At 68.9% G+C, this 16,400-nt stretch carries 18 protein-coding genes; 17 read left to right on the top strand and 1 reads right to left on the bottom strand.

What is annotated here, in order from left to right; genetic code table 11:
- Positions 1-22: 22 nt before the first annotated feature.
- From ACZ67T_RS40275 to ACZ67T_RS40210, 14 genes are all read left to right on the top strand, one after another.
- Entirely contained in the window at positions 23-1,966 is a 1,944-nt protein-coding gene (locus ACZ67T_RS40275) for a primary-amine oxidase (protein WP_469991222.1), read from the top strand.
- Positions 1,959-2,435 (top strand): hypothetical protein, encoded by a 477-nt coding sequence (locus ACZ67T_RS40270; protein ID WP_469991220.1) that lies wholly within the window; start codon positions 1,959-1,961, stop codon positions 2,433-2,435. Before ACZ67T_RS40275 ends, ACZ67T_RS40270 begins: the two co-directional genes overlap by 8 nt.
- A gap of 65 nt (positions 2,436-2,500) precedes the next feature.
- A complete protein-coding gene (locus tag ACZ67T_RS40265; protein WP_469991218.1) occupies positions 2,501-3,088 on the top strand; it encodes a TetR/AcrR family transcriptional regulator in 588 nt (195 codons plus the stop codon).
- A gap of 63 nt (positions 3,089-3,151) precedes the next feature.
- Positions 3,152-3,826, top strand: a complete 675-nt coding sequence (locus ACZ67T_RS40260; protein ID WP_469991216.1) for a response regulator transcription factor — start codon at positions 3,152-3,154, stop codon at positions 3,824-3,826.
- Positions 3,827-3,832: 6 nt separating this feature from the next.
- The gene (locus tag ACZ67T_RS40255) at positions 3,833-5,407 is read left to right on the top strand and encodes a PAS domain-containing sensor histidine kinase (protein ID WP_469991214.1); all 1,575 of its coding nucleotides are present in this window, start codon (positions 3,833-3,835) and stop codon (positions 5,405-5,407) included.
- Positions 5,408-5,462: 55 nt separating this feature from the next.
- Positions 5,463-6,587, top strand: coding sequence for an acyl-CoA dehydrogenase family protein (locus ACZ67T_RS40250; protein WP_469991212.1), 1,125 nt, complete (start codon positions 5,463-5,465; stop codon positions 6,585-6,587).
- 58 nt (positions 6,588-6,645) lie between these two features.
- Positions 6,646-7,005: a hypothetical protein gene (locus tag ACZ67T_RS40245; RefSeq protein ID WP_469991211.1), complete on the top strand. Its 360-nt coding sequence runs from the start codon at positions 6,646-6,648 to the stop codon at positions 7,003-7,005.
- A complete protein-coding gene (locus tag ACZ67T_RS40240) occupies positions 7,002-7,781 on the top strand; it encodes an SDR family NAD(P)-dependent oxidoreductase (RefSeq protein ID WP_469991209.1) in 780 nt (259 codons plus the stop codon). The genes ACZ67T_RS40245 and ACZ67T_RS40240 overlap by 4 nt, the downstream gene beginning before the upstream one ends.
- Positions 7,782-7,802: 21 nt before the next feature.
- On the top strand, positions 7,803-9,032 hold the full coding sequence (locus tag ACZ67T_RS40235; protein ID WP_469991207.1) for an amidase: 1,230 nt from the start codon (positions 7,803-7,805) through the stop codon (positions 9,030-9,032).
- Positions 9,029-9,274 carry a hypothetical protein gene (locus ACZ67T_RS40230; RefSeq protein ID WP_469991206.1) on the top strand — a complete coding sequence of 82 codons (246 nt, stop codon included), beginning with the start codon at positions 9,029-9,031 and terminating at the stop codon, positions 9,272-9,274. The genes ACZ67T_RS40235 and ACZ67T_RS40230 overlap by 4 nt, the downstream gene beginning before the upstream one ends.
- Entirely contained in the window at positions 9,192-9,413 is a 222-nt protein-coding gene (locus ACZ67T_RS40225) for an enolase C-terminal domain-like protein (protein WP_469991204.1), read from the top strand. The genes ACZ67T_RS40230 and ACZ67T_RS40225 overlap by 83 nt, the downstream gene beginning before the upstream one ends.
- Before the next feature lie 223 nt (positions 9,414-9,636).
- Positions 9,637-9,828 (top strand): enolase C-terminal domain-like protein, encoded by a 192-nt coding sequence (locus ACZ67T_RS40220; RefSeq protein ID WP_469991202.1) that lies wholly within the window; start codon positions 9,637-9,639, stop codon positions 9,826-9,828.
- Positions 9,829-9,857: 29 nt separating this feature from the next.
- Entirely contained in the window at positions 9,858-10,712 is an 855-nt protein-coding gene (catA, locus tag ACZ67T_RS40215; protein WP_469991200.1) for a catechol 1,2-dioxygenase, read from the top strand.
- Positions 10,713-10,723: 11 nt separating this feature from the next.
- Entirely contained in the window at positions 10,724-11,002 is a 279-nt protein-coding gene (locus ACZ67T_RS40210; RefSeq protein WP_469991198.1) for a muconolactone Delta-isomerase, read from the top strand.
- Positions 11,003-11,161: 159 nt separating this feature from the next.
- Here the strand turns inward: ACZ67T_RS40210 and ACZ67T_RS40205 are convergent, their stop codons facing one another.
- Positions 11,162-12,607 (bottom strand): aldehyde dehydrogenase, encoded by a 1,446-nt coding sequence (locus ACZ67T_RS40205; RefSeq protein WP_469991197.1) that lies wholly within the window; start codon positions 12,605-12,607, stop codon positions 11,162-11,164.
- Positions 12,608-13,228: 621 nt separating this feature from the next.
- Between ACZ67T_RS40205 and ACZ67T_RS40200 the strand changes: the two genes are divergently transcribed.
- From ACZ67T_RS40200 to ACZ67T_RS40190, 3 genes are read left to right on the top strand one after another with little or no spacing between them, the layout of a single operon-like run.
- Positions 13,229-14,509 (top strand): ABC transporter substrate-binding protein, encoded by a 1,281-nt coding sequence (locus ACZ67T_RS40200; protein WP_469991195.1) that lies wholly within the window; start codon positions 13,229-13,231, stop codon positions 14,507-14,509.
- A gap of 41 nt (positions 14,510-14,550) precedes the next feature.
- Positions 14,551-15,519, top strand: a complete 969-nt coding sequence (locus ACZ67T_RS40195) for a carbohydrate ABC transporter permease (RefSeq protein ID WP_469991193.1) — start codon at positions 14,551-14,553, stop codon at positions 15,517-15,519.
- Positions 15,520-15,521: 2 nt separating this feature from the next.
- Positions 15,522-16,400 (top strand): carbohydrate ABC transporter permease, encoded by an 879-nt coding sequence (locus tag ACZ67T_RS40190; RefSeq protein WP_469991192.1) that lies wholly within the window; start codon positions 15,522-15,524, stop codon positions 16,398-16,400.

Genomic DNA, 16,400 nt, shown 5'->3' with positions numbered 1-16,400 from the left:
GTGCACCCCCTGGAGGAGCACCATGACCGCCCAAGCCCACCCGCTCGACCAGCTGACCGCCGACGAGATCGAGGAGATCCGCTCGGTGCTGGCCCGAGCCGACTTCCTTCAGGACACGACGCGCTTCGTCTACGTGGGTCTCGAAGAGCCCACCAAGAGCGGCCTGTTCGCCCACCCCGAGGGGGCCCCGGCCGACCGCCGGGCGCGCGTACTGCTCCACGACATCGCCGGCGCTCCCGGGCGAGACATCATCGTGTCTCTGAGCGGGGGCGCAGTGATAGCCGACCGGACGCTGGACACCGTAGCCGACGGCCAACTTCCCGTACTGGAAGAGGAATTCGGCATCGTCGAAGAGGTGCTCGCCCAGGACGAGCGGTGGCTCGCCGCGCTCAAGGACCGCGGCCTGGACGTGGCCCGGGTGCGCGTCGCCCCGCTCTCCGCCGGTGTCTACGCCGACGAGTATCCGGACGAGTCCGGCCGCCGGATCCTGCGCGGCCTGGCGTTCGTCCAGGAACACGAGAAGGACCACGCCTGGGCCCACCCCGTCGACGGCCTGGTCGGCTACGTGGACGTGCTCAGCCGCACGGTCCACCGCGTCGTCGACCTCGGCCCCGTTCCGATCCCCGCCGGATCCGGGAACTTCGACGACCCGGCGGTCACCGGTCCGGCCCGCACCACGCAGAAACCCATCGAGATCACTCAGCCCGAAGGGTCGAGTTTCACCCTCGACGGCAATCTCCTGACCTGGGAGAACTGGTCGCTGCGCGTCGGGTTCGACGCCCGCGAGGGCCTGATCCTGCACCAGCTGGCCTTCCAGGACCGGGACAAGGGTCGCGAACGCCCGATCATCCACCGGGCCTCCATCGCCGAGATGGTCGTGCCCTACGCCGACCCCTCGCCGGTCCGCTCCTGGCAGAACTACTTCGACACCGGCGAGTACCTGATCGGCCGGGCCGCCAACGCCCTCCAGCTCGGCTGCGACTGCCTGGGCGACATCACCTACCTCGACGCCGTCATCGCCGACGAGTCGGGCCACCCGCGCACCCTGCCCAACGCGGTCTGTCTCCACGAGGAGGACTACGGAATCCTCTGGAAGCACACCGACCTGTGGGCCAACTCGAACGAAACACGCCGCCAGCGCCGTATGGTTCTCTCCTTCTTCACCACGATCGGCAACTACGACTACGGCTTCTACTGGTACCTCTACCTCGACGGCACCATCGAGTTCGAGGCCAAGGCCACCGGAGTCGTCTTCACCTCCGCCTATCCGGGCGGCGACTACCCGTATGCCGCCGAGATCGCCCCCGGTCTCGGCGCCCCCTACCACCAGCACCTGTTCTGCGCCCGTCTGGACATGGCACTCGACGGAACAGCGAACCGGGTCGAAGAGGTCGACGTCGTACGGGTCCCCATGGGCCTGCCCGACAATCCGCGCGGCAACGCCTTCACCTACCGCAGCACGCCGCTGACACGGGAGAGCGAGGCCGGGCGCGACGCCGACATGAGCGTCGACCGGGTCTGGCACATCAACAACCCCGAATCCCTCAACTCTCTCGGCAGGCCGGTCGGTTACGCGCTCCACCCCGAGGGCAAGCCGACCCTGCTCGCCGACCCGCACTCCTCCATCGCCGCCCGGGCCGCCTTCGCCACCAAGCACCTGTGGGTCACCGCCTACGACCCCGCCGAGCGCTACCCGGCCGGAGACTTCGTCAACCAGCACCCCGGTGGCGCCGGACTGCCCGCCTATGCCGCGGCGGACCGGGACATCGACGGGCAGTCGCTGGTCGTCTGGCACACCTTCGGCCTCACCCACGCGCCCCGCCCGGAGGACTGGCCGATCATGCCGGTCGACTACACCGGCTTCAAGCTCAAGCCGGTCGGCTTCTTCGACCGCAACCCCACGCTCGACGTGCCCCCGAACACGTCCGGTGCGCACGGCTGTTGCGCCGCCGACGGCCATGAGTGACGTGCTGCTCGCGGCAGGTCTGGTGGGAGCCCTGCTCTGCCTGGCCGGCCACCTTCCCGGGCCGGTGCACCGCTGGGGGCCGCAGGCCCTCGCGCTGGGTGGCATGGCGCTCATGGCCGGCGACCGGGTGTCTCCGGGAGCGTGCGTCGTCGGGGCCGCCTGTGTGTGGAGCGGCGGGCGCGCGTGCGTCGAGCGGCGGGGCTGGGGCCCGGTGACCGACCTGGCCACGATGGCGCTGCTCATGGGGTTGATGGCGCTGATGACACGTCACTCGGGCGGCCACCATAAGGACATGGCGGCCGGGCCGGCCGTCCTGACGGTCGTCGTCTGGGTGACAGCCCGGGCAGCCGGGGTCATGTTCGCGAGGCTGTCGGCCAGGTCCACCGGGCCGTACGTCCGTAAGGCATGGGCGTACCGGGAGTCCGGTGCGGCACTGATGATCATCAGCATGGCAGCCATGCTCGTCTGAGGCAGTGATACAGCTGTAACAGCTGATGCAGCCGGGACAGTCGATACGGAACGGAGAACGACCCCATGCCGAAGATCGTCGATCACGATGCCCGGAGGCGTCTGATCATCCGGTCGGTCTGGTCGCTCATCGGCCGCCGCGGCCTCGCCGCCGTGACCATGAGGGAACTGGCGGCCGAGGCGGGATTCGCCAACGGAGGGCTCGCCCCGTACTTCCGTGACAAGGACGAGATCCTGCTCGGTGCCTTCCAGTACGCGTGCGACGCGACCGAGGCCCGTCTGGAGCCGGCCGTCGCGGAGACAGCCGGACTCGCGGCGCTGCGCGGCCTCTGCCACGAGCTGATGCCGCTGGACAGCACCCGGCTGCTGGAGGCGCGGGTCGTCGTCGCGTTCTGGGACCGAGCGCTGTACGACCCGCGCATGTCGGCCGCTTACGAAGCCACGACGGACCGGTGGCGGACGCTCATGCACCGCTGCCTCGCCCAGGCCAGGACGGCCGGTGACCTCACGACTCGCACCAGTGACGAGGCCATCGTCGAGACGCTGACCGCCGTCGTCGTGGGCTTCCAGGCCAACGCCGTACTCATGCCGGCAATCACCACCCCCGAGCGTCAACTCGCGGTGCTCGAAGGGCTCTTGGTGTCCTATTCCTGAGCCGTGGGTGCGCCCGCCCTCGCCCGTCCTTGCCGTCATGACGTCTTTCGAAAGGGAAGAGCGATGACTGTCAACTCTCTCCATTCCGCGCCCTCCGCGCCCACCGCACCCGCTGATCCGCCGCCCGACCTCGTCTATGTCCTGGACGACGACGAGCAGTTGTGTCAGTCCCTGGCCTGGCTGCTGGACTCTGTCCACATCCGGACGGAGTGCTTCACCGACGCGGACACCTTCCTGGCAGCCTTCGATCACGGCCGCCCCGCCTGCCTGGTCCTGGACGTGCGGATGCCGCACAAGGGCGGGTTCCAGGTCCAGGAACTCCTCAACAGCGCAGGCTCCGTGCTCCCGGTCGTGTTCGTCTCGGCCCACGGGGACATCCGGATGTCGGTACGTGCCCTGCAGCAAGGCGCGGTGGACTTCCTGGAGAAGCCGTACGACCCCCAGCACATGCTGGAGGTCGTCCAGAAGGCGCTGGCCCAGGCCCGGGAGCGGTACGCCGAGCAGGCCGAGCGGCGAGCGGTGAGGGCCCGGCTCGCTGGGCTGAGCCCGCGCGAACGGGAGATCCTGCGGCTCGTGATCGCGGGGCGGCCGAGCAAGACGATCGCCAGGGTGCTGGACATCAGCCTGAAGACGGTCGACGCCCACCGGGCGAGGATCCGGGAGAAGACGGAGGCCGAGAGCCTGGGCGCCCTGATCGGCGACATGCTGCGCTGCGGTCTCGGCCAGTCGGAGGTGTGAGCCCGTATGGCCGAGTCGTCCACGTCCCAGGCGCCCGTGCGCAAGGCAGCTGAGATCACGTCGTCCGACATCGGGCTCCTCTTCGCCGCGCTGCAGCACTGCGTCCTCGTGCACGACGCCGCGACGAAGGACATCCTGTGGGCCAATCCCGCCGCCTGCGCCGTCCTGGGCTTCACCGTCGACGAGCTGAAACCGCTCAAGGCTCCCGACATGAGCTCCAACGCCCGCCAGTACGCCCGGGACATAGGAGTCTCGTGGCTGCAGCGGGCCGTCGACGAGGGCACCAGCACCATCGAATGGTGCTACCGGTCGAGAACAGGCGTGGACATCATGACCGAGGCCGTCGCCGTGCGAGTGGACCTCGCCACCGGGCCCGTGGTGATGGTGCAGTTCCGCGACATCGCGCAGGAGAAGGCCACCCGGCGCGACCTGTTCCGCACCGAGGGCCGGCTCCACACGTTCCTGCGCAACCTCGACGAGGGGATCGCGGTCCTCGACGGCGACGCCCGCATGCTGTTCGCGAGCGAGTCGGCGGGGGCGTTGCTCGACACCGATCCGGACGATCTCGTCGGCGCCGATTTCACCGCCTTCCTGGCTCCGGAATCCGCCGCACTCCTGCACGAGGCACTCGCCACCACCTCCCGCGGCGGAACACCCAGGAACGCCCGCTACCGCCTTGCGACCCCGGGAGGAGCACACGGGCAGCCCCGCTGGTTCGCGGCCCGCTGCCAGTACATCGACATCGAGAACGACCTGAACGGCCTGCTCCTCCTCTTCCATGACATCACCGACACGGTCCGCGCGGAGGAAGAGCACCGCCACGACGCGCAATACCTCAACTACCTGGCCCGTTACAACGCCATGGGCGACATGGCCATGGCCATCGCTCACGAGGTGAGCCAGCCGATCTCGGCGGCGCACAACTTCGTGGCGGGGGTACGGGGCCGCATGGACGGCAGTGGCGGGGATCTCGGTTGGGGGCTTGAGAACGCGGCGAAACAACTGGACCGGGCGGCACTGATCCTTTCCAGTCTGCGGCAGTACGTCGTACGCCTCGAACAGTCCAAGCAACTCGCCGACCTGAATGACATCGTGGCCGACTGCGCCTACTTCGTCGATGTACGCGCCAAACAGCATTCGGTCACCCTGCGTTGGGAATACGCGGACGAGGAGCTACCCGTGCACTGCGAGAAGGTCCTCGTCGGGCAGGTCGTGCTGAATCTCGCCTTCAACGCCGTCGAAGAAATGTCCCGTTGGCCCCTGGAACAGCGCACAGTGACCGTGGCCACCCGCCGGCACGGCGCGTATGCCGAGCTGGAGGTACGGGACACGGGACAAGGGCTGCCGGATCTCCCGTCCGACCAGATATTCGACGGAGCCTTCAGCACCAAGGGGAACGGCCACGGCATCGGCCTCGCCCTCAGCCACCGCATCATCACGCGTCACGGCGGTGACATCCAGGCCGAGGCGAACACCCCTCGCGGGACGGTGTTCCGGATCCGGCTGCCGCTCCTGCCTAAGGGAAATCCCCTACGCGGCCCCTCCGATTCCCAATTGTCCGCGCCTGGCCGGCCCGCCTAGCGTATGAGCGAGACATAAGAAACCAATCGGCCGGCGCATGCCAGAGGACAATCTCATGACGCAGACGCTGGATTCATCTCTTGAGCGGGTACTGGCCCTTGTCGCCGACCGGCAGGATGAATTCGAGGAAAAGCGACACGTGCCGCGGGACGTGATCGCCGAATTCAAGAAGGCGGGCCTCTACAGGGCGAGTACGCCGCGGTGTTTCGGCGGGGAGCCACTGGCGCCGGCGGACTTCCTCCGGCGCATCGAGCGGATATCCGAGGTCGACGGATCGGCCGGCTGGGTCGCCAGCTTCGGCTCGTCGCTCGTCTACCTCGCCGCGCTGCCCCTCGAAACGCAGGCCGAGCTGTACGCGGAGGGCCCCGATGTCACCTTCGCCGGGGGCCTGTTCCCCGTCCAGGCGGCCGAACGGGTCGCAGACGGCTACCGGATCTCCGGCCGCTGGAAGTTCGCCAGCGGCTGCAAGGGCGCCGACATCCTCGGCGTCGGCATCAAGGCCGGCGAGGACCGGGGCGGGCGGCCGCTGACCGCCGTACTGCGGCCCGAGCACGTGGAGATCGTCGAGAACTGGGACGTCGTCGGCCTGCGCGGCACCGGCAGCCACGACCTGGTCGTCGACGGCGTCGTCGTACCGCAGGAGTGGACCTTCGTACGCGGTGGCGAGCCCACGGTCGACGAACCTCTCTACCGCTATCCCGCCGTCGCGTACGCCGCGCAGGTGCTGGCGGTCGTCGGCCTCGGCGTGGCCCGAGCCGCACTGGACCACGTCGTCACCCAGGGCGGCCGGGCCAGCTTCACCGGCGGTCCGAAGGCGGCCGACCGTGCCACGTTCCGTATCGGCGTCGGCCAGGCCGAGGCTCAGCTCCGGTCCGCACGCGCCCTCTTCTACGAGACCACGGAGGAGGTGTGGGCGACGGTGGAACGGGGGGATCCCGCCTCGGCGCACCAGGCCAGCCTGCTGCGGCTCGCCTCCGCACACCTCGCCAAGACCTCCTTCGAGGTCGTACGGGCCGCGTACCAACTCGCCGGGATCCCCGCCATCGCGAACAGCAGCCCGCTGCAGCGCTACCTGCGGGACGCCTCGGTCGTCCCCCAGCACGCCTTCCTCCAGGAGGCCGTCTACGACGGCGCCGGCGCGGTCCTCACCGGCGTACAGCCCTTCCCCGGCTACCCGTAGACGGACCTTCGCCCTCCATCCCGCTCACCCCGTGTCACCCCCGAAAGGTAGATCAGCCATGTCCGATTCCCCTCTGCGGGTGCTCTTCTGCATCGGCGTCAACCAGAACTTCTTCGACCTGCCCACCGGCCAGGGCAAGTCCGTCTGGGACGGCTTCACGAGCATGCTCTCCCAGCTCCACGACCTGCCCGGTGTCACCGTCCTCGGCACCATCGACGACGACCGGCACATGGTCGGCCCCTCCGGCTCCTGGCCCTGGACCAGCTACGTCCTCGCCGACGTCGTCGACGAGCCCACGGTGGCCGCCGCCTGCAACCTCTTCCGCACCGTGCAGGTCGGCGAGCACGGCCTGTGGCGCTACATGAAGATCGAGGCACGTATCGGCCGCCCGCTGCCGGACCCGGAGCCGGCCCGATGAGCCCCCAGGGAACCGGTGCGGCCTGGGAGGACGACGCTCACCGCGTCGCCCTGGTGACGGGCGCGGCCCGCGGCCTCGGCGCCTGCATCGCCGGGCGGCTGTACGACCGGGGCTACCGGGTCGCGCTGACCGACCTGGACGCGGACGCCGCCGCGAAGAAGGCCGCGGAACTCGACCCGACGGGACAGAACGCGGTCGGCCTCGCCCTGGACGTACGGGACAAGGACGCCTTCGAGCGCGTGCGCGACCAACTGGTCGCGCGCTGGGGCGCTGTGCACGTCCTGGTCAACAACGCCGGCCACTCCAAGGTCGAGTCGCTGATGGCGATCACCCCGGAGAGCTTCGAGTCGGTCGTGGCCACCAACCTCAACGGCACGTTCTTCGGCTGCCAGGTCTTCGGGGCCTACTTCACCGAACGCGGCTACGGGCGCATCATCAACATCGGCTCGCTCGCCGGCCAGAACGGCGGCACGGCGACCGGCGCGCACTATGCGGCGGCCAAGGGGGCGGTGGCCACGCTCACCAAGGTGTTCGCCCGCGAACTCGGCCCGCACGGAGTGACGGTCAACTCCATCGCACCGGGACCGCAGGACCTTCCCGTCGTCCGCGAAACGGTCGACCCCGAGAAGCTCGCCCAGACCGAGGCGATGATCCCCGTCGGCCGACTGGGCCGCCCCGAGTTCATCGCCGACATGGCCGCCCTTCTCGCCGCCGAACACGCGGACACGGTCACCGGAGCCTGCTGGGACGCCAACGGCGGCCTGTTCATGCGCTGACTGCGCGAAGGGAACCTGATCATGATCCTCCGACACACCGCCACGGTCGAGGACGCGCTGCGCCGTCTGGAGAAGACCGAGCCCGACATCCGCGCCTGGGTGCGCGTGGACGCCGACGGCGCCCGCGCGGCGGCCGAGCGGGCGCCGAACGGCCCACTGCAGGGCGTGCCGTTCGGCGTGAAGGACATCATCGACGTCGCCGGCCTGCCTACGGAATGCGGGTCCCCGCTTCGTGCGGGCCGGATCGCCGACGCCGACGCCTGGCTGGTCGAGCGCCTCAAAGGCGCGGGCGCCGTCCCGCTCGGCAAGACCGTGACCACGGAGTTCGCGTACTTCCAGCCCGGCCCCACCCGTAACCCCCATGGCCTCGCCCACACACCCGGCGGCTCCTCCAGCGGCTCGGCGGCCGCGGTCGCCGCCGGCGTGGTACCCCTCGCCCTGGGCTCCCAGACAGCGGGCTCACTGACCCGGCCGGCCTCCTTCTGCGGTGTCGCCGGATACGTCGCACCCGTCGGCGCCTGGCCGACGAAGGGCATCACGGGACTCAGCCCGACTCTGGACGCACCAGGCCTTCTCGCCGCACAGGTGGGCGATCTGGCCGAGGCGGTCGAGGCCGTCGACGGGACACGGACCGAAGACCCGGAGAACATAAGGGCGTTGGTGTGGGACGGCGCCGAACTGGCAGACATCGAACCGACGATGCGCGCCGCGCTGGAGCGCACTCTCTCGACCCTCGCGGCGGACGGCGCCGACGCACTCGGTGCACTCGGCGTACCCGGCGAAGTGGTCCCCATGACTGAACTCGCCGAGACACACGCCATCGTGATGGCGTACGAGGCCGCGCGTTCGCTGCAAGCCGAGGCGCGGCACCCCGAGTCCCTGAGCAAACACCTCAACGAACTCTTGGAGCGGGGACACACCACCCCGACCGGCGAGTACGAGGCAGCGCTGCGCACCCGGCACACGGCCCGCACCGCGATCCTCGAACTCCTTGACGACGCCGACGTGATCCTCGCGCCCGCCGCCCCCGGCCCCGCCCCGCACGGACTCGACGCCACCGGCACACCCATCCTCAGCCGCCCCTGGCAACTGCTCGGCCTGCCCGTGGTCACTGTCCCCGGTCACCGCGACCCGCACGGCATGCCACTGGGCATCCAACTCATCGGTCACCCCGACCGCGTGGGCCGTCTGCTCGGCATCGCCCAACGCACGGAGACCCTCGTCCGGGAGAGCGCCGAGGACGCCAGATGAAGATCACCGCCATCGAGGCGGTTCCCTACGCGATCCCTTACACAAAAGCGCTGAAGTTCGCGAGCGGCGAGGTGCACACCGCCGAACACGTCCTGGTCCGTGTGCACACCGACGAGGGGCTGGTCGGGATCGCCGACGCGCCGCCCCGCCCCTGCGCCTATGGCGAGACGCAAGAAGGTCGGCCGTCGGCCCGCCCGTCTGGACATCGACGTGTGCCGAGCCCTGAACGAAACACTCGGTGACGAGACCGAGCTGTACGTCGACGGCAACCGCGGCTGGACCGCCTCGGAGGCCGCTGCCGCCCTGCGTGAGTTCGATGAACTCGGCATGACGCTCGCCGAGGAGCTGTGCCCGGCCGGCGACGTTCTGGGCCGGCGATGACTCGTCCGGCAGTGCCGCATCCCCCTCGTCGCGGACGAGTCCGCCACCACGCCCGCCGAGGTCACGCGCTCCCTCCTGGACGGCGCCGCCACCGCCATCAGCATCAAGACCGCCCGCACCGGATTCACCCACTCCCAGCGCGTGCTCTTCCAGTGCGAGGGCCTGGGCCCCCGAAGTGGTGATGGGCGATCAGATCGACTCCCACCTGGGCACGGTGTAAACGGTGGCCTTCGGCGCCGCCTACGCCGCACCTTCCCGCCGCGCCGGCGAACTCTTCAACTTCCTCGACATGAGCGACGACCTGCTCACCGAGCCACTCGTGATCAAGGGCGGCACTCTCGCCGTCCGTGACCGGCCCGGAGTGGGGGTCGCCATCGACGAGGACAAGCTCAGCCACTACCGCCAGGACCGTTGAAAGACCCGTTCTCGAAGGAGCCGCACCTCATGTCCGAGACCACCCTGAAGGCCACGGCCGCCGCCTCCGGCGCCTCCGCCACGGATCGCTTCCTCACCGACAAAACCGGCACGTCCGGCCCCGGCGCCGACACGGCCCGCGTCGGTACCCTCGCCACGGAGGTCATCACCGCCGTCCACGATGTGATTCGCCGTCACCAGGTCACGTACGAGGAGTACAACGCCTTGAAGTCCTGGCTGATCTCCGTAGGGCAGGACGGCGAGTGGCCGTTGTTCCTGGACGTGTGGGTCGAACACGTCGTCGAGGAGGTCGCCGGCGTCGCCCGCAAGGGCACCAAGGGCACCATCGAGGGCCCGTACTACGTCCCCGGCGCCCCCGAACTGCCCGGTGTCGCCACCCTGCCGATGCGCGAGAACGAGGCCGGCACTGCGCTCCTGTTCCAGGGGCAGGTCACCGACGTCTCCGGACAGCCGCTCGCGGGCGCCCTGCTGGAGATGTGGCAGGCCGACGACGACGGCCTCTACGCACAGTTCGCCCCCGGCATCCCGCAGTGGAACCTGCGCGGCAGCGTCGTGGCCGACGCCGAGGGCCGGTTCGCGGTGACCACCATCCAGCCCGCGCCGTACCAGATTCCCACCGACGGGTCCTGCGGCCGTCTCATCGAGGCGGCGGGCTGGCACGCGTGGCGCCCCGCCCACCTCCACCTGAAGGTGTCCGCCAAGGGACACGAGGACCTCACGACCCAGCTGTACTTCAAGGGCGGCGAGCACATCCAGGACGACGTGGCCTCCGCCGTGAAGCCCGAACTCGTCCTCGACCCCCGGCCGACCGCCGAAGGCGTCAACGAGGTCACGTACGACTTCGTCCTCGACCCGGCTCTCTGACGGGACCCGTCATGCTCGTCGCCGTACAGATGACCGTGAACCTGCCGCCGGACCTGGATCCCGAGACCAGGTCGTCGACGGTCGCCGCCGAGAAGGAGTACGCGCAGAAGCTGCAGCATTCCGGTGAGATGCTGCACCTGTGGCGCTGCGCGGGGCAGTACTCCAACCTCAGTGTCTTCGACGTCGCCGACAACGACCGTCTGAACGACGTCCTGTGGGGGCTCCCGCTCTTCCCCTACATGGCCATCACGGTCACGCCGCTTGCGCGGCATCCGTCGGCCATCCACTGAGCAGCCACTCCACGAGACAGAACCCACGAGACAGAACCCACAAGGCAGACCCCACAGGACAGACGCCACACGGGCAGGGGCCCCGACCGCCATCGCGGTCGGGGCCCTGCCTGCTCGCCGTATTCAGTCGATTCAGCCGATTCAGCCGTCTTCGCCGTCTCAGCAGTAGACCGACTGGAACTGCAGGTACGACTCCAGGCCCTCGGGACCGAGTTCACTGCCCAGCCCGCTTGCCTTGACGCCGCCGAAGGGAGCGACAGGGTCGGGGAGATAGCGGTTCACACCGATCGTGCCGGTCCGCACGCGCCGGGCGACGGCCACTCCCCGCTCGGGATCCGAGGTCCATACGGTGCCGCCGAGACCGTAGTCGGAGTCGTTGGCGATCCGGACGGCGTCGTCGACGTCTTCGTACGGGATCACACAGAGCACGGGTCCGAAGATCTCCTCCTGCGCGACGACGAAGCTGTTGTCGACGTCGGCGAAGACCGTGGGTTCCACGAACCAGCCCTTGTCCAGGCCGGCCGGGCGTCCACCGCCGGTGGTGAGGCGGGCGCCTTCGCTGCGCCCCTTCGCGATGTACCCCTCGACGCGCTCGCGTTGCTGCGGGGTAGCCATCGGACCGATGAGAGTGCCCTCGTCCAGCGCGTCTCCCACGGGCAAGGTGCGGACCACGTCGGTGAGCAGGTCGACGGCCTCGGTGTAATGGCTGCGCGGGGCCAGGATACGGGTGCTGAGGAAGCAGGTCTGGCCGTTGTTCGTCAGCGTCGCGGCGACGAGATCCTGCGCGATCTGTGCCGGGTCCAGTACGGCGTCGTCCAGGACGATGCCGGCCGACTTGCCTCCGAGCTCCAGCGTCACCGGGCGCAGCAGCCGGCCGCAGGTCTCGGCGATGGCCCGGCCGGCCGCCGTGGAACCGGTGAACGCCACCTTGTCCACCCCGGGGTGGGACACGAGACGGGAGCCCGCCTCTCGGCCGCCCGGCACGACATTCAGCACTCCGGCCGGTACACCGGCCGCCTCGGCCGCCTCGGCCACGAGGAACGAATCGAGCACGGCCTCGGGGGAGGGCTTGAGAACCACCGTGCATCCGGTGGCCATCGCTGGTGCGATCTTGAACATGGACAGAACCTGTGGGTAGTTCCAGGGCACGATCGCCGCGACGACCCCGACCGGAACCCTGCGCACCTCCACCGAGCCACCGAGCAGCCCGGCACGTATTTCGGAGAAGGCGGTGGTACGGGCCAGCCCGGCGTAATAGCGCAGCACGGCGATCGGATAGCCGGCCTCCAATTGCCGGGCCATGCTGATCGGAAGGCCGTTCTGGCTGCTGACCAGCTTCGCGATGGAGTCCGCTCGCGCTTCGAGCTCCGTGGCGAAGCGCTCCATGACGTCGGCGCGGCGCTCCGGTTCCCAACTCGCCCAGCCGCCCGGCTCGTCGAAGGCCCGGCGGGCGGCGTCGACCGCGGTGTCGACGTCCGCCTCCAACGCCTCGGGCACACTGCCGAGCGCGTCCTCCGTGCTCGGGTTGACGGGGGTGATGAAACGGCTGCTGGAGGGCCGTACCCACTCCCCGCCGATGTAGAGGTGTTCGTAGCGATGGTCCATCAGTACTCTCCTGGCGGTCCGGCGCCCGCTCCGGATTCGGTTACGGGACGTTCCTCGACCTTCGCCCGTTCCGCCGGCCGTGGCGTGCCGCTGGGTGCACGGGTAGTCACCAGGAAATGCATGGGCCGCAGCGTGAGGCACAGCTGTGAGAAGCCCTGGAGCTCCGTTCCATCGCTAGGGCGACGGGCAGAGGAGGGAGCTGGCCGCTCTGCACATGTGTGGGCGGTATGCCCTTGTGTGACCGGCCCGGCAGCCCTGCGTCCGCGTTTGAGACCACCCGCTCCGGCACGCTGCATGTTCTGGAGAGCGCTTCCCTGCCGGGGCGACCTGGCACCTTGACCCCGTTCTTGTCCCCGAGGCGGGCGTCGGGGCGGGCGCCGGGGTAGCCGCGACGTCATGCCTGCGCCCTTGCGGCGACCCTGCTCTGCGAGCGCTCGCAGGAATTGCCAAGAGTGCCGATCCGTGGAGCGGATGCGGCTGCGTGCCCGCTGCCCATCCCGTTGCATCTCTTATTGAGAAAGCGCTTGCTGAAAGCATTGACGGCTCTGCGAGCGCCTGCAAGAGTCGCGCCTCAACAAGAAGTTGACGCAACACAGTTGACCTACCTCGCGGAGGAGCCGCATGGGCAATGACGCCCTCTCCCGCCGTACCGCCCTGGCAGCCCTGCTGTCCGCGGGACTCGCTACGGGCTGCAGCAGTGGCGCGCGTTCGGTCGCCTCTGGCGGCACGGCCACGCTGCGCTATTTCTTCTGGGGAGATGCCGGCCGGGCCGAACTCATCAATCAGTGCATCGCGGTATTCGAACGCGATCACCGCCGTATCCGGATCAAGACCAGCTTCGTAGGCTTCGACGCGTACTGGCAGAAGGTGACCACCGCCCTCGCCGGCGGCAATCCGCCCGACCTGTTGCACGTCGACTATGCCTGGCTGCGCACCTTCGCCAGTCACGACCTCCTCGCCGATCTCGCCGAACACACCGGCACCGGCAAAGAGATCGACGCGAGCACGGTCGTGCCCGCGCTGCGGACCGCCGGACTGATCGAGGGGCGCCGCGTCGGCCTTCCGCTGTCACGCAACAGCATCGCGCTCATGTACGACGCCGGACTCTATGCCGAGGCGGGGGCCACTCCGCCGGATCTGAAGACGGGTTGGGAGACGTTCGTCGAACAGACCGCCAGGATCTCCAAGTTCACCAAGGGCGCACAGGTCGGTGTCGACAATCCCGGTCAGAACTACATGGGCGTCGAGATGTGGATGATGCAGCATGGCAAGACGGCGTGGACCGAGGCCGGTCAACTGGGCTTCACACCCGACGACTTGCACGGCTACCTGTCGTTCATCGAGCGCTGGCGGGACGCCGGCGGCATCACGGGTGCCCGGGTCATTCTGGAGGCGAAGCCGGGCGCTCCGGTCACCGCACGCCGTGCGGCCTCGATGTTCGAGTGGGACAACCAGGTCGGCAGCCGCAGCGAGGCGCGCGGGACCCGCCTGAAGCTGACGACACCGCCCACCGACACGGGCACGAGCGGCCTTTACGCCAAGCCGGGCATGCTGCTGAGCGCTTCGGGCGCGACGCCGTACCGCAGCGAGGCCGCGCAGTTCATCAACTTCATGATCAACGACCGGCGCGTAGCGAAGATCCTCGGCACCAACATCGGCATGGCGCCCACCACCCGCCAGGAGGGCGCGGCCAGTACCGACGACCCGTTCGTGCGCCTGACCCAGGGCTACGAGAAGCGGATCGCCGGCGTGGCAGCGGCAACACCGCCCGCCCCCGGAGTCGGCGGCTCCACCCTGAACGTCCGCCTGGAGCGCATCGCCGAGAAGCTCGGCTACGGCGTCATCTCCGTGGACGAGGCCGTCGACCTCTACTTCGACCAGGCGAAGGTCGTCCTCTCCTGACGACTGCCGGCCCGCGAACCCCCACGACCTATGGAGAACCCATGGCCGGTACGACGACGACCGAGGCCGCCATACCGGCGGCCCGCCGAGACCCCCACACCCGCGGCGTCGCCCCGGGCGAGCGCCGCCGCGGCAACGACCGTGCGGCGTATGTCTTCCTGACCCCCTGGATGATCGGCGCGGGTCTGCTGACCCTCGCTCCGATGTTCTACTCGCTGTTCATGTCCTTCACGGACTACAACCTCTTCGACACCCCGAACTGGATCGGCCTCGACAACTACCGGCGCATCCTCTTCGACGATCCGCAGATGCGCGACTCGGTCCTCGTCACGATCCAGTACGTACTGATCGCCACCCCGCTCAAGCTCGCCGTGGCCCTCGGCGTGGCGCTGCTCCTGCACACCAAACGCAGAGGCCGGAACTTCTACCGGGCCGCCTTCTACCTGCCCTCGCTCATCGGCGCGAGTGTCGGCGCGGCCATCGTCTGGCGGTTGCTCTTCTCCACCGGCAGCGTCGTCGACCGAGCCGTCGGCATCTTCGGCCTGGACACCGGCGGCTGGGTGTCCAACCCCGACTGGTCGATGATGTCCCTGGTCGCCCTGTCCGTCTGGCAGTTCGGCGCGCCCATGGTCATCTTCCTGGCCGCCCTGCAACAGATCCCGCGGGACCTGTACGAGGCGGCCGAGGTGGACGGGGCCGGACCGATCCGCCGCTTCGTCTCCGTGACCGTGCCGATGCTCTCTCCGGTGATCTTCTTCAATCTGGTCCTGGAGATGGTGCACGCCTTCCAGATGTTCAATTCGGCCTTCGTGCTCTCCAACGGCACCGGCGGCCCGGCGGGCTCCACGTATGTCTACTCGATGTACCTGTACGAGCTCGGCTTCAACGACTTCCGGATGGGCTACGCGGCCGCCCTGACCTGGGTGCTGCTGATCGTCATCGGCGCCGTGACCGCGGTCCTGTTCAAGACGTCGGGCCGCTGGGTCCACTACGCGGGCGAGGAGAAGTGACCATGACGACCCCGATCATCCCCCGAGCCCGAGGGCTCCGCCGCAGGCCCTTCGACCGGGGCGCCCTGCTCTGGCACGGTGGCGCCGCCGTGCTGCTGCTCGCGCTTCTCTACCCCGTGGTGTGGGTGTTCACCTCATCGGTCAAGCCGCCCCAGGAGATCCTCTCCAGTTTCAACCTGCTTCCCTCTCGGCCCACGTGGGAGGGGTTCCGTACCGCTCTCGAAGGTATCGCGGAGGTGCCGACCTGGCGCTTCTTCTCCAACTCGCTGATTCTCGCGGTGGGTTCGGTGATCGGCAACGTGCTGTCGTGCTCGATCGCGGCGTATGCGTTCGCACGGCTGCGCTTCCGTGGCCGCGGCGCCATGTTCACCGCGATGATCGGCACCATTCTGCTGCCGCACCATCTGCTGCTCATCCCGCAGTACACGATGTTCCAGCAGGCCGGCCTGGTCGACACCTTCGTGCCTCTGCTGCTCGGCAAGTTCCTCGCCACCGACGCGTTCTTCGTGTTCCTGATGGTGCAGTTCATCCGCAATCTTCCGCAGAGCCTCGACGAGGCCGCCCTGATCGACGGCTGCGGCCACTTCCGGATCTTCTGGCACATCGTGCTGCCGCTGCTCCGGCCCGCACTGATCACCACGGCGATCTTCACGTTCATCTGGTCGTGGAACGACTTCTTCGCCCCGCTGATCTACCTCCAGTCGCCGGAGAACTACCCGCTGCCGCTGGCCCTGCGCCTGTTCGTCGACTCCTCCAGCGCCACCGACTACGGCGCGATGCTGGGCATGTCGGTCCTCTCCCTGCTTCCGGTGATCGCCTTCTTCACCGCGTTCCAGCGCCTGCTCATCGAGGGCGCAGCCACCTCCGGACTCAAGGGCTGA

This window comes from Streptomyces sp. NPDC107517 (genome assembly GCF_055582645.1).
The sequence above is the reverse complement of the archived record's forward strand: the minus strand, read 5'-3'. Positions and strand labels throughout refer to the sequence as shown.